Genomic DNA, 12,526 nt, shown 5'->3' with positions numbered 1-12,526 from the left:
CCGCCGGCGCATCGCAGGATGCGCCGGTTTCTTTTGATGGTTGTTAACACCTGTTTGCAATTCAGCCGCTGAAAAACGCCGTTGATTTTTGATAATAAAAGTAATTCTCATTATGCTTTCCTGGTTGATATTTTACTAAGGAGCAGCGTGTGTCCCGTCGAATTATTCCGCTGGTGTTAGCCTGCGCCAGCGTTTTCTCCGCCCAGGCCCTGGCGACCCAATATCCGTTAACCTTAACCGACACCTCCGGCCAGCGTGTGACGCTGAAGCAGGAGCCGAAGCGCGTCGTGGTGCAGGACGGCCGTGATATTCTGACGCTGGCGCTGCTGGACCGCGCCGATCCGTTCAGCCGGCTGGTAGCCTGGAATAACCTGCTGAAAAAGAGCGACGGGGCAACCTGGGACATCCTGAAAAGCAAATGGCCGGCGGCCAATAACATCCTCGATATGGGCTTTAGCGACCATGGCGAGGTCAATCTGGAAAGCGTGATCGCCAAACAGCCTGACCTGATGATCGCCCAGCTGCGTTCGAAACCCTCGCTGGAACAGACCGGCGTGCTCAAGCAGCTGAAAGCGCTGGGGGTGCCGGTGCTGTTTATCGATACCATGCTGAAACCGGTGGAGAATACGCCGAAAAGCGTGACCTTACTGGGCGAGGCGCTGGATCGTGAACCTGAAGCCAAGCAGTACACCGACTTCTATCAGCAGCACTATCAGAATATCGTAGCGAAAACTAAGGCCATCGAACCCAAGCCGCTGGTGTTTATCGAAGCGAAAGCCGGGCTGAACGGCCTGGAGTCCTGCTGCTTTACCCATGCGCATGTCGGCTGGGGCGGGCTGGTGGAAGCGGTCGGCGCGCGTAATATCGGCTCTGAGCTGCTGCCCGGCGCCACCGGCGACGTTTCGCTGGAGAAAGTCATCAGCATGAAGCCGCAGGTGTATATCGTGTCCGGCTCGCAGTGGGCGACAAAAACCAACGCCGCAGTGCCGTTTGGTTACGGTGTCACGCAAAAGCAGGTGGACGACGCCTTTACCCGGATGAAGCAGCGCCCGGGCTTTGCCCAGATTGACGCGGTTAAACAGGGGCGCTTCTACGGTATCTACCATAACTTCTATAACCATCCGTACAATATTGTCGGGCTGGAGTATCTGGCGAAATTTATTTACCCGGCGCAGTTCAAAACGCTGGATCCGGCGCAGACCTATAGCGACATCCTGAAGAACTTTACCGAAGTGCCTGAAGGCAAGGGCGTACTTGGCGCTCAGGCGCCGGGCGGCAAGTAACCTGACCGGAAAAACGGGAGGGCACCGCGCTTTCCCGTTGCGCCATGGCCGGCGGTCTTTGCCGGCACGAATCGATAAGCCAGAAAATGACTGAAATAATTGCCAACGTCATCATTAATATTGTCGGCACGTTGCTGACGTTCCTCTGTGATATTACCGAACTGGTATTTTCCTGCCTGAAAGGACCGCTGTGGCGGCGGTTGTTAATTTCCCTGCTGATTTTCCTGGCGATGCTGGGCGGACTGTTGTGGTGGGGGCGTTAATGACGCGATAGCCGTTGTTGTGTGGGGTCACAACATACCGGATTGGCTCGGTTTTCTGCTGTATTTCCTCTTAAATGCTCTGAGGCTTCCAGGCGCGTTGGCCGGGCAAGCGTAGTCATGACGTTTATACAGAGCAATATCGACGAGGAGAGTCAATATGGAACATGTTCAGACGGGAAACCAGGAACGGTATGCCGTTGCGGGCGAGGGAAATTATACCCCAGAAATGTTCGGCGCCGCCGGTGACGGTGTGGCCGACGACCGTACAGCGATTCAAGCGGCGATTGATGCGGCACATCAATCTTATTTGTTGCACGGGACGCCCTGTCTCGTGACGCTGGGAGCGAGAACGTATATCGTATCGAAAAACCCGGCCTCAACCACGATTGCCGGCGAGGTCTCGGCTGGTTTTGGCTGCCTGAATATGCGCTCGGGCGTGACGCTGTGCGGCAGCGGGACGATTAAATTGATGCCCGGTACGGCAGGTACCGTCCCGGGCGCGATCGTGACCAACTGGAGCGGTGCTTGCACCGATATCAGCATTGAAGGGATCACCATTGACGGTAATGCCTCCCATGTCAGCGCGTTAAGTATGGTGGCGATCAATATCGTCGATTCCCGACGAGTCCGCATTCATCAGGTCCGGGTTCATAACAATAACGTCGGTAGGGCCGGCGGTATTTATTTACGTAGAAGCGGCAGCTCAATCTCAGCATATGGTTGTCAGGAGAGCATGGTTACCGCGTGCTATGTACAGGATGTCGCCTATATCGGTATTCAGGCAGAGCGCCCTGACGGGATTATCATCTCGGGGAACTACGTGATGAATACGGGGGATAATGGCATTGATATTGAAGGTAATACGCCGGAAAGCGCTTCCGGTACCGCCCGCCAGATGAATATTACCGGCAATATATTAAGAAATAACAAGAACGGTATTTTTATCGAATCCTGCTCGGGTGCCGTTATCAACGCGAATGACATCGCTGAGGTTGCGGGGATTGGCATTGTCAGCAACCGAATCAATTCCGGTTCATTTAATAACGTGATTACCGGCAACAGAATTGCAGGTACGGCCAGTAACACGGCCTACGGTCTGAGGGTGATTAATAGTTCTGGCAACTGTTTGATTCAGAGCAACTATTTCACCAGCCTGCAGAGCGCGATCAGGCTCAACGGCATGGCAACGCGGGTATTCATTGGTGAGAACACCCATGCTGATATTGAGCGATTTATTGTCCAGCTGGATGCAACGACGGACTATCCAGTTGCGGCCCTCAGAAGCCTGGTTGCCCGGCAGTTCATTATGGGCGGACAGAAAAACGGCTTTCCGGCATTGATGTCGCCGCTGGGCAGCCCGGGGAACTTCCCTAACCGTTTCTCGATAGGTACCTGCGATCGCGGGCATTTTTCTGACTTAAACGGGGCGGGAGAAATCAACTTCGCGCGCGGCAGCCTGATGTTGCAATATCACCCAGATTGGAAAGGATACGCCTTATATAATTACCGCGGCGACGGCTATACGGAAATTTTGGCCACGGCGGCCGTGCCGGGCGAATATCTCCTGATTAACGGCGAAACCTACCTGGTGGATGCGGGTCATACTCCGAGTCAAAGAAGAGTGAAGCGCTGGGATGGCAGCCGTTATGCGGATGGCGATTGGAGAAGCTATTTAGATCGGGATTATCAGGGCGAGATTAAACGCCGTGAGAGGGGAACGCTTTAACTTCCCTTAATGATGCCCGGCGTATGAGACCGGGCATTGCTGCGTTTTCATCCGGGGGCTGGGAAGTCACGGGTAGAAGTCCGCCCGCTCAAGGTGATACACTGTCCGGCGTTATGGCGTCACACCAGCGGCACATCGCAAATTCTGTGCCGGTGCGTGTATATATTTGGCAGAGTGAAGCTAAATAGCGCCAATAACTCATCGATGTTAAACAAAAATGTTTTTCTATATGTGATCTGTCGTGTGGGTCACCACTGTAGATAAGGAATTATTAATGCCTGTTATTACGCTTCCTGACGGCAGTCAGCGTCATTACGACCACGCCGTATCCCCCCTGGACGTTGCCCGCGATATCGGCCCTGGCCTGGCGAAAGCCTGTATTGCCGGCCGTGTGAACGGCGAGCTGGTCGATGCCTGCGATCTGATCGAGTCCGATGCGCAACTGGCGATTATTACCGCCAAAGACGAAGAGGGGCTGGAGATTCTGCGCCACTCCTGCGCGCACCTGCTGGGTCATGCTATCAAACAGCTGTGGCCGGACACCAAAATGGCCATCGGCCCGGTGATCGACAACGGTTTCTACTATGACGTTGATCTGGACCATACCCTGACGCAGGAAGACCTGGATCTGCTGGAAAAGCGGATGCATGAGTTGGCCGACAAGGATTATGACGTCATCAAGAAAAAGGTCAGCTGGCAAGAAGCCCGCGACACCTTCGCCGCCCGCGGCGAAAGCTACAAAGTGGCGATTCTGGATGAGAACATCAGCCGCGATGACCATCCGGGCCTGTATCACCACGAAGAATACATCGACATGTGCCGCGGTCCGCACGTGCCGAACATGCGTTTCTGCCACCACTTCAAACTGCAGAAAACCTCCGGCGCTTACTGGCGCGGCGACAGCAAGAATAAAATGCTGCAGCGCGTCTACGGTACCGCCTGGGCGGATAAAAAGCAGCTGAACGCCTACCTGAAGCGTCTGGAAGAAGCGGCCAAGCGCGACCACCGTAAAATCGGCAAGCAGCTCGACCTGTATCACATGCAGGAAGAGGCGCCGGGCATGGTGTTCTGGCATAACGACGGCTGGACGATTTTCCGCGAGCTGGAAGCCTTTGTGCGCGTGAAGCTCAAAGAGTACCAGTACCAGGAAGTGAAAGGTCCGTTTATGATGGACCGCGTGCTGTGGGAAAAAACCGGCCACTGGGATAACTATAAGGACGCAATGTTCACCACCTCTTCGGAGAACCGTGAATACTGCATCAAGCCGATGAACTGCCCGGGCCACGTGCAGATCTTCAATCAGGGCCTGAAGTCCTACCGCGACCTGCCGCTGCGTATGGGCGAGTTCGGCAGCTGCCACCGCAATGAGCCGTCCGGCTCGCTGCACGGCCTGATGCGCGTGCGCGGCTTCACCCAGGACGACGCCCACATCTTCTGTACCGAGGATCAGGTGCGCGCCGAAGTGAACGACTGCATCAAGATGGTCTACGATATGTACGGCACCTTTGGTTTCGACAAGATTGCGGTGAAATTATCCACCCGCCCTGAGAAACGCATCGGCACCGACGAAATGTGGACCCGAGCGGAAGATGACCTGGCGGCCGCGCTGACTGAAAACGGCATTCCGTTTGAATATCAGCCGGGTGAGGGCGCATTCTACGGACCAAAAATTGAATTTACTCTGCATGATTGTTTGGATCGTGCATGGCAATGTGGTACCGTGCAGCTCGATTTCTTCTTACCGGGCCGTTTAGGCGCTTCGTACGTTGGCGAAAACAACGAACGCGTGGTGCCGGTAATGATTCACCGTGCAATTCTGGGCTCCATGGAGCGCTTCATCGGTATTCTGACCGAGGAGTACGCCGGGTTCTACCCAACCTGGATCGCCCCTGTGCAGGTGGTGGTGATGAATATCACCGACGGTCAGTCTGATTACGTCCAGCAATTAACCAAAAAACTGCAAGATGCAGGCATTCGTGTTAAAGCGGACTTGAGAAATGAGAAGATTGGCTTTAAAATTCGCGAACATACTTTACGTCGGGTTCCCTATATGCTGGTGTGCGGTGATAAAGAGGTCGAAGCAGGCAAAGTTGCCGTTCGTACCCGCCGTGGCAAAGACCTGGGAAGCCTGGACGTAAGTGAAGTCGTAGACAAGCTGCTGCACGAGATTCGCAGCCGTAGTCTTCATCAACTGGAGGAATAAAGTATTAAAGGCGGAAAACGAGTTCAACCGGCGCGCCCTAATCGCATCAACGGAGAGATTCGCGCCCAAGAGGTTCGCTTGACAGGTTTGGATGGCGAGCAGATTGGTATTGTCAGTCTGAGAGAAGCTCTTGAAAAGGCTGAGGAAGCTGGCGTCGATCTAGTCGAGATCAGTCCTAATGCCGAACCGCCGGTTTGCCGAATCATGGATTACGGCAAATTCCTCTACGAGAAGAGCAAGTCGACGAAAGAGCAGAAGAAGAAGCAAAAAGTTATTCAGGTCAAGGAAATCAAATTCCGGCCTGGTACCGATGATGGCGACTATCAGGTCAAACTACGCAACCTGATTCGCTTTCTGGAAGACGGCGATAAAGCCAAAATCACCCTGCGTTTCCGCGGGCGTGAAATGGCGCACCAGCAGATCGGCATGGAAGTGCTTAACCGCGTCCGTAAAGACCTGTGTGAAGATATGGATCTGGCAGTGGTCGAATCCTTCCCTACGAAGATCGAAGGCCGTCAGATGATCATGGTGCTCGCACCCAAGAAGAAACAGTAAGGCTTCCAAGTAATCGAACCCGCGCAGCGCTTGCGTTGTGTGGGTTTTATTCGCCTCACTGATTCGTTGTTTAACAATGCGAAGTGGATTTAATTAAAATGCCAAAAATTAAAACTGTACGTGGTGCAGCCAAGCGCTTCAAAAAAACCGGCAGCGGTGGTTTTAAGCGTAAACATGCTAACCTGCGTCATATTCTGACCAAAAAAGCAACCAAGCGTAAACGTCACCTGCGTCCGAAAGGCATGGTGTCTAAAAACGATCTGGTCCTGGTTACCGCGTGCCTGCCGTACGCATAAGCCACATTTTTTGATTCAAGAATAAGACTTTAGGAGAGAGCATATGGCTCGCGTAAAACGTGGTGTAATTGCACGCGCACGTCACAAGAAAATCATGAAGCAGGCGAAAGGCTACTACGGTGCCCGTTCGCGCGTATATCGTGTTGCCTTCCAGGCAGTAATCAAAGCAGGTCAGTATGCTTACCGCGACCGTCGTCAGCGTAAGCGTCAGTTCCGTCAGCTGTGGATTGCACGTATCAACGCAGCTGCTCGTCAGAACGGTCTGTCTTACAGCAAGTTCATTAACGGCCTGAAAAAAGCCTCTATTGAAATTGACCGTAAGATCCTGGCTGACATCGCAGTATTCGACAAAGTGGCCTTCGGCGCACTGGTTGAAAAAGCGAAAGCAGCTCTGGCGTAAATCAGTGGAAGAGGGAGCTTGCTCCCTCTTTTAATCTTTGCCCGCCGGGCAGGTGTTGACTTTTATTGAGCGCCGTTTTATCAATGTGGTTAAACCGCAACCAACAAGGTAATGCAAGCATGCACGCTGCTATTTTCCGTTTCTTTTTTTACTTTAGCGCCTGACTTCAGGAGGCTTTGCGCGTAAGAAAAGAAACGGAAAGTAGCGCCTAAGCCTCCCCTGTGGAGGCTTTTTTTGTTTGGGGCGAAGGGAAATGCATTTTTTTGCCCCAAAGGCGGACGAAAAGATAGATAACTACTTATTTATCAAGGTATTATTAAACGGTAATCCCTTAACGATTATTTAGCGGGCCACACCGGCCAGAGGAAGAGGAAAGCAATGCCACATCTCGCAGAGCTGGTTGCCAATGCCAAGGCAGCCGTAGAAGATGCCCAGGATGTTGCCGCGTTGGATTTGGTACGCGTCGAATATTTAGGCAAAAAAGGCCATTTCACCCTGCAGATGCAGTCGCTGCGCGAACTGCCGGCGGAAGAACGTCCGGCCGCAGGGGCGGTGATCAACCAGGCGAAACAGCAGGTTCAGGAAGCGCTTAACGCACGTAAAAACGCGCTGGAAACCGCGGCGCTGAACGAGCGTCTGGCGGCAGAAACCATCGACGTTTCCCTGCCGGGCCGTCGCATGGAAAACGGCGGCCTGCACCCGGTTACCCGCACCATTGACCGCATTGAAACCTTCTTCGGCGAGCTGGGCTTCTCCGTGGCGACCGGCCCGGAAATCGAAGATGATTACCACAACTTCGATGCGCTGAATATCCCGGGCCACCACCCGGCGCGCGCTGACCATGACACCTTCTGGTTCGACGCCAAGCGCCTGCTGCGCACTCAGACCTCCGGCGTGCAGATCCGCACCATGAAAAACCAGCAGCCGCCGATCCGCATCATCGCGCCGGGCCGTGTCTACCGTAACGACTACGATCAGACCCATACGCCGATGTTCCACCAGATGGAAGGCCTGATCGTCGATAAAGACATCAGCTTTACCAACCTGAAGGGCACGCTGCACGACTTCCTGAACAACTTCTTTGAAGAAGATCTGCAGGTGCGTTTCCGTCCGTCTTACTTCCCGTTCACCGAGCCTTCCGCCGAAGTCGACGTGATGGGCAAAAACGGCAAATGGCTGGAAGTACTGGGCTGCGGCATGGTGCACCCGAACGTATTGCGCAACGTGGGCATCGATCCTGAAGTGTATTCCGGCTTCGCCTTCGGCATGGGCATGGAGCGTCTGACGATGCTGCGCTACGGCGTGACCGATCTGCGCGCATTCTTCGAAAACGATCTGCGTTTCCTCAAACAGTTTAAGTAAGGCGGGAATATCACATGAAATTCAGTGAACTCTGGTTGCGCGAGTGGGTAAACCCGGCCATCAGCAGCGAAGCATTATCCGAACAAATCACCATGGCCGGCCTGGAAGTGGACGGCGTGGAACCGGTTGCCGGCGCGTTTACCGGCGTGGTGGTGGGCGAGGTGGTCGAATGCGGTCAGCACCCTAATGCCGATAAACTGCGCGTCACCAAGGTTAACGTCGGCGGCGAGCGTCTGTTGGACATCGTTTGCGGCGCACCGAACTGCCGTGCCGGCCTGAAAGTGGCGGTCGCGACCGTGGGCGCGGTGCTGCCGGGCGATTTTAAAATCAAGGCGGCGAAGCTGCGCGGCGAACCGTCCGAAGGCATGCTGTGCTCCTTCTCCGAACTGGGCGTTTCCGACGATCACGACGGCATTATCGAACTGCCGGCGGATGCGCCGGTAGGCACTAATATCCGCGAATACCTGAAGCTGGACGATAACGCGATCGAAATCAGCGTAACGCCGAACCGTGCCGACTGCCTGGGCATTATCGGCGTGGCGCGCGACGTCGGCGTTCTGAACCAGCTGGCGCTGAACGTGCCGGATATGACGCCGGTTGCCGCCACCATCGACGATACCCTGCCGATCCGCGTTTGTGCGCCACAGGCGTGTCCGCGCTACCTGGGCCGCGTGGTGAAAGGCATCAACGTCAAAGCGCCAAGCCCGCTGTGGCTGCGTGAAAAACTGCGTCGCTGCGGCATCCGTTCCATTGACGCAGTGGTGGACATCACCAACTACGTGCTGATGGAGCTGGGTCAGCCGATGCACGCCTTCGACCTGAACCGCATCAACGGCGGCATCAACGTGCGGATGGCGAACGAAGGGGAAACCATTACGCTGCTGGATGGCAACGAAGCCAAACTGCAGGCCGATACCCTGGTGATCGCCGATGACAAACAGGCGCTGGCGATGGGCGGTATCTTCGGCGGCGAACATTCCGGCGTGAACGAAGAGACGCAGGACGTGCTGCTGGAGTGCGCATTCTTCAGCCCGCTGGCGATTACCGGTCGCGCGCGTCGTCACGGTTTGCATACCGATGCTTCCCACCGCTACGAGCGCGGCGTGGATCCGGCGATGCAGTACCAGGCGATGGAACGCGCCACCCGCCTGCTGCTGGATATCTGCGGCGGTCAGGCCGGCCCGGTGATTGATGTGACGCATGAAGGCGAACTGCCGCAGCGCGCGACCATCACGCTGCGCCGTGAGAAGCTGGACCGCCTGATCGGCCACGTGGTGCCGAGCGAACAGGTGAGCGATATTCTGCGCCGTCTGGGCTGCGAAGTGACCGAGCAGGGCGATGACTGGCAGGCGGTGGCGCCGAGCTGGCGTTTCGATATGGAAATCGAAGAAGATCTGGTGGAAGAAGTGGCCCGCGTCTACGGCTACAACAATATTCCTGACGTGCCGGTGCGCGCCGATCTGGTGATGACCCAGCATCGCGAGGCCGACCTGACGCTGAAGCGTGTGAAAACCCTGCTGGTCGATCACGGCTTCCAGGAAGCGATCACCTACAGCTTTGTCGATCCTAAAGTTCAGGCGCTGCTGCACCCGAACGAAGAGGCGCTGATCCTGCCAAGCCCGATCTCGGTCGAGATGTCGGCGATGCGTCTGTCGCTGTGGACCGGCCTGCTGTCGGCGGTGGTGTACAACCAGAACCGTCAGCAGACGCGCCTGCGCCTGTTCGAAAGCGGCCTGCGCTTTGTGCCTGATAGTTCAGCAGATCTGGGTATCCGTCAGGATGTCATGCTGGCGGGCGTAATTGCCGGCCATACCCACGATGAACACTGGGATCTGGCAAGAAAGCCGGTGGACTTCTATGATTTAAAAGGGGATCTGGAATCTGTCCTGGAGTTGACCGGTAAATTATCCGAGATTCAGTTCAAGGCAGAGGCCAATCCGGCGTTACACCCGGGGCAGAGTGCGGCTATTTATTTACACGGTGAGCGCATCGGTTTCATCGGTGTGGTGCATCCGGAACTTGAGCGTAAACTGGATCTTAACGGTCGCACCGTGGTGTTTGAACTGGAGTGGGATAAGGTCGCAAGCCGCGTCGTGCCTCAGGCGCGGGAGATTTCTCGCTTCCCGGCAAACCGTCGTGATATCGCCGTTTTGGTGGCTGAAAACGTGCCGGCAGAAGATATTTTGGCAGAGTGTAAGAAAGTTGGCGCAAATCAGATAGTTGGCGTAAACTTGTTTGATGTGTACCGTGGCAAGGGCGTAGCAGAGGGTTATAAGAGCCTGGCTATCAGCCTGGTATTGCAGGATACCGCCCGTACACTGGAAGAAGAGGAGATCGCCGCTACCGTTGCAAAATGCGTAGAGGCTCTAAAACAGCGATTCCAAGCATCCTTGAGGGATTGAACCTATGGCGCTTACTAAAGCTGAAATGTCTGAACACCTGTTTGAAAAGCTGGGGCTTAGCAAACGGGATGCGAAAGATTTGGTAGAACTGTTTTTTGAAGAAGTCCGTCGGGCTCTGGAGAACGGTGAACAGGTCAAACTGTCCGGCTTCGGCAATTTCGACCTGCGTGACAAGAATCAACGTCCGGGGCGTAACCCAAAAACCGGCGAAGACATCCCAATTACGGCGCGCCGCGTGGTGACCTTCCGTCCGGGGCAGAAGTTAAAAAGCCGGGTGGAAAACGCGAGCCCGAAAAACTAACACGGGTAGTAACACTAAAAAGGCCGCTGATGCGGCCTTTTTCATGCCTTGTATCGCGGCACAGTTCATATAACACAATGAGTTAAAAAGAATGATAGTCCATGCAGGCACTTGAAAAACATTCAGATGTGGACACGATGCGGACGTTAAACTTCGACTTTTCCTCTTAGTGGATTGTATGAAATCGCATCTTGCAAAAAAACGATAGGCCATGACACCGGTGAGCCGTTGCGTGATATGGCGATGACGGCGTGGGCGTCGACGTGGCGCATTCCACAGTTTAAGCCGATTGGTGTGCCGACCATGGGCGCGTATCGCAATGAGGGCGCGGGTTTTGCGCCTTGTGGCGAGCTTCTGGTGCGGGTTGGTTGGATTCTTTCTTAAAATCGTTATTATGCTGTAATAATGCGCGATTAAGGAGGCGTTTTGTATGGATGCATATGGAATAGGTAAGGCTGTATTTGATGGTGTCGTATCGATACCCAAGGATGCATGGTTAGGGATGGAAAGAACCTTACAAGACCTGAGGTTGAGCACAGACGGCCGCTACATCAACAACGGAACTTTGCCGACGATGCCCGGTTCGGTAGGGCATTACGCAAGTTGGTCAGTAATCCGCGCACATCGTGGGATATAGCGACCATCATCATCAATGACTGTCTTGATAAACTCCCGGATTCCGCAATACAAAAAATTTACGACAATATGTCAACCGGCGGGACGAAGCTTGCGTCACGTCAGGCCACGCAGTTATTTGTTGTCGGCTATATCACGAAAAAAATACTTGCTGATGCATTGTTGTCCGTTGCCATTTCCCGCATCACTCGAATGTCGGTCGGAGCCATTGCCGGTGGGCTGGTTATTCAGGGAATGATAGCGAGGGCTTCGGAGGCATCACGCAGGCTTCTTAATGATAACCCGCGTCTGTACTGGAAGCTGCGCCACCAAGATTTTGACATGCTGTATTTTCTTTTTGAGGGGATGTTAAAACCCTATATTCAACTGAGCCGCATGCATCATGCCGGTGATGGACGATTCGAACAGGTGTTAAATGAAATTGAACGTATGGGATAAGGTAAAATCGCTGTTTTATGGGCTTGTTCATACCCTTGTTCCTGTACTTACCGGGGGGATGGCGGTACTGGCGTGGGTGATTTTTATCGAGCATGAGTATTTTAAATATGTCGTGCCGGTGTGTGTGATAGTGGTCGGAAGCTTGATTGTCTTTCTTACCCCTGACCGTCGTTCAAACAGGAAAACAAACGATTAAAAAAACCGCCCTGCAGGGCGGTTTCGTGTGTTACTCGTCATCGTTATCGAGGGTATATTTTTTAAATCGGATCACTTCAATTCCCTGTCAGTCATTCAGCTCCTTGAAACGCGCGTTAGTTCATTATGAACAAAGACTGTTGCAGCTTTCTCCTCGTCGCCCATTGAGCCGACGTTTCCCTACTTGCCGTCCATCAGTTGATAGGTGATGCGACGGGCGTCGAACTTTCTTGATGGTGAAGACATTGCTTTTCGTTGCCACCTTGTTGAGCTACATGATTTTGATGCCGTCGGGATTACCATTCGGCGCGTAGGAATACAGATTTTTAAAGCTCTTAGCAAGATAGGATAACTATTGCGCTGTTCAGGATAATATTATTCGGTGACTGTGCTGTATATTAAAATATAGGCGGCTTAATCGCAGGTGTTTTTATATTCATGATAGATCTGAAAATAAATTAGGCGG

13 protein-coding genes, 1 pseudogene and 1 other annotated feature are annotated in these 12,526 nt (G+C 53.9%); of the genes and pseudogenes, 13 read left to right on the top strand and 1 reads right to left on the bottom strand.

From position 1 onward, the window contains the following. Positions 1-149 precede the first annotated feature (149 nt). The 13 genes from HF675_RS13830 to HF675_RS13770 all read left to right on the top strand — a co-directional run bounded on the left by HF675_RS13830 (position 150) and on the right by HF675_RS13770 (position 12,061). Complete coding sequence (locus tag HF675_RS13830; protein ID WP_105230856.1) at positions 150-1,283, top strand: ABC transporter substrate-binding protein; 1,134 nt, start codon at positions 150-152, stop codon at positions 1,281-1,283. Positions 1,284-1,369: 86 nt separating this feature from the next. After that, positions 1,370-1,546 (top strand): hypothetical protein, encoded by a 177-nt coding sequence (locus HF675_RS13825; RefSeq protein ID WP_158684799.1) that lies wholly within the window; start codon positions 1,370-1,372, stop codon positions 1,544-1,546. 157 nt (positions 1,547-1,703) lie between these two features. Beyond that, positions 1,704-3,272, top strand: coding sequence for a right-handed parallel beta-helix repeat-containing protein (locus tag HF675_RS13820; RefSeq protein ID WP_187043242.1), 1,569 nt, complete (start codon positions 1,704-1,706; stop codon positions 3,270-3,272). 274 nt (positions 3,273-3,546) lie between these two features. Continuing rightward, entirely contained in the window at positions 3,547-5,475 is a 1,929-nt protein-coding gene (gene thrS / locus HF675_RS13815; RefSeq protein WP_105230858.1) for a threonine--tRNA ligase, read from the top strand. Between the two features lie 3 nt (positions 5,476-5,478). Beyond that, complete coding sequence (gene infC / locus HF675_RS13810; RefSeq protein WP_015672100.1) at positions 5,479-6,030, top strand: translation initiation factor IF-3; 552 nt, start codon at positions 5,479-5,481, stop codon at positions 6,028-6,030. Positions 6,031-6,128: 98 nt separating this feature from the next. Then, a complete protein-coding gene (gene rpmI / locus HF675_RS13805; RefSeq protein WP_004931418.1) occupies positions 6,129-6,326 on the top strand; it encodes a 50S ribosomal protein L35 in 198 nt (65 codons plus the stop codon). A gap of 43 nt (positions 6,327-6,369) precedes the next feature. Continuing rightward, positions 6,370-6,726: a 50S ribosomal protein L20 gene (gene rplT, locus HF675_RS13800; protein WP_004931417.1), complete on the top strand. Its 357-nt coding sequence runs from the start codon at positions 6,370-6,372 to the stop codon at positions 6,724-6,726. 114 nt (positions 6,727-6,840) lie between these two features. Further along, positions 6,841-6,964 (top strand) — a sequence feature (Phe leader region). After that, positions 6,846-6,890, top strand: coding sequence for a pheST operon leader peptide PheM (gene pheM / locus HF675_RS23705; RefSeq protein ID WP_121626058.1), 45 nt, complete (start codon positions 6,846-6,848; stop codon positions 6,888-6,890). (Overlaps the previous feature by 45 nt.) A gap of 140 nt (positions 6,965-7,104) precedes the next feature. Continuing rightward, positions 7,105-8,088, top strand: a complete 984-nt coding sequence (gene pheS, locus HF675_RS13790) for a phenylalanine--tRNA ligase subunit alpha (RefSeq protein WP_105230860.1) — start codon at positions 7,105-7,107, stop codon at positions 8,086-8,088. 14 nt (positions 8,089-8,102) lie between these two features. Then, positions 8,103-10,490, top strand: a complete 2,388-nt coding sequence (gene pheT / locus HF675_RS13785; RefSeq protein WP_105230861.1) for a phenylalanine--tRNA ligase subunit beta — start codon at positions 8,103-8,105, stop codon at positions 10,488-10,490. Between the two features lie 4 nt (positions 10,491-10,494). Then, positions 10,495-10,791 (top strand): integration host factor subunit alpha, encoded by a 297-nt coding sequence (gene ihfA / locus HF675_RS13780; RefSeq protein WP_054307187.1) that lies wholly within the window; start codon positions 10,495-10,497, stop codon positions 10,789-10,791. 603 nt (positions 10,792-11,394) lie between these two features. Continuing rightward, positions 11,395-11,865, top strand: coding sequence for a hypothetical protein (locus HF675_RS13775; RefSeq protein WP_145961130.1), 471 nt, complete (start codon positions 11,395-11,397; stop codon positions 11,863-11,865). After that, the gene (locus tag HF675_RS13770; RefSeq protein ID WP_145961129.1) at positions 11,843-12,061 is read left to right on the top strand and encodes a hypothetical protein; all 219 of its coding nucleotides are present in this window, start codon (positions 11,843-11,845) and stop codon (positions 12,059-12,061) included. Before HF675_RS13775 ends, HF675_RS13770 begins: the two co-directional genes overlap by 23 nt. Before the next feature lie 87 nt (positions 12,062-12,148). Here the strand turns inward: HF675_RS13770 and HF675_RS23825 are convergent. Beyond that, a pseudogene (locus HF675_RS23825) lies at positions 12,149-12,394 on the bottom strand (Presumed portal vertex protein); the annotation flags it as partial. Positions 12,395-12,526: the final 132 nt, after the last annotated feature.

Origin of the sequence: Serratia sp. JUb9 (assembly GCF_014298095.1) — a bacterium.
In the GTDB taxonomy this organism is placed as follows: domain Bacteria; phylum Pseudomonadota; class Gammaproteobacteria; order Enterobacterales; family Enterobacteriaceae; genus Serratia_B; species Serratia_B rhizosphaerae.
The sequence above is the reverse complement of the archived record's forward strand: the minus strand, read 5'-3'. Positions and strand labels throughout refer to the sequence as shown.

Coding starts and splice junctions, on each gene's coding strand:
- HF675_RS13820 (WP_187043242.1), top strand. CDS start 1,704: ATGGAACATGTTCAGACGGGAAACCAGGAACGGTATGCCGTTGCGGGC.
- HF675_RS13770 (WP_145961129.1), top strand. CDS start 11,843: ATGAAATTGAACGTATGGGATAAGGTAAAATCGCTGTTTTATGGGCTT.
- rpmI (WP_004931418.1), top strand. CDS start 6,129: ATGCCAAAAATTAAAACTGTACGTGGTGCAGCCAAGCGCTTCAAAAAA.
- pheT (WP_105230861.1), top strand. CDS start 8,103: ATGAAATTCAGTGAACTCTGGTTGCGCGAGTGGGTAAACCCGGCCATC.
- ihfA (WP_054307187.1), top strand. CDS start 10,495: ATGGCGCTTACTAAAGCTGAAATGTCTGAACACCTGTTTGAAAAGCTG.
- thrS (WP_105230858.1), top strand. CDS start 3,547: ATGCCTGTTATTACGCTTCCTGACGGCAGTCAGCGTCATTACGACCAC.
- pheS (WP_105230860.1), top strand. CDS start 7,105: ATGCCACATCTCGCAGAGCTGGTTGCCAATGCCAAGGCAGCCGTAGAA.
- rplT (WP_004931417.1), top strand. CDS start 6,370: ATGGCTCGCGTAAAACGTGGTGTAATTGCACGCGCACGTCACAAGAAA.
- HF675_RS13825 (WP_158684799.1), top strand. CDS start 1,370: ATGACTGAAATAATTGCCAACGTCATCATTAATATTGTCGGCACGTTG.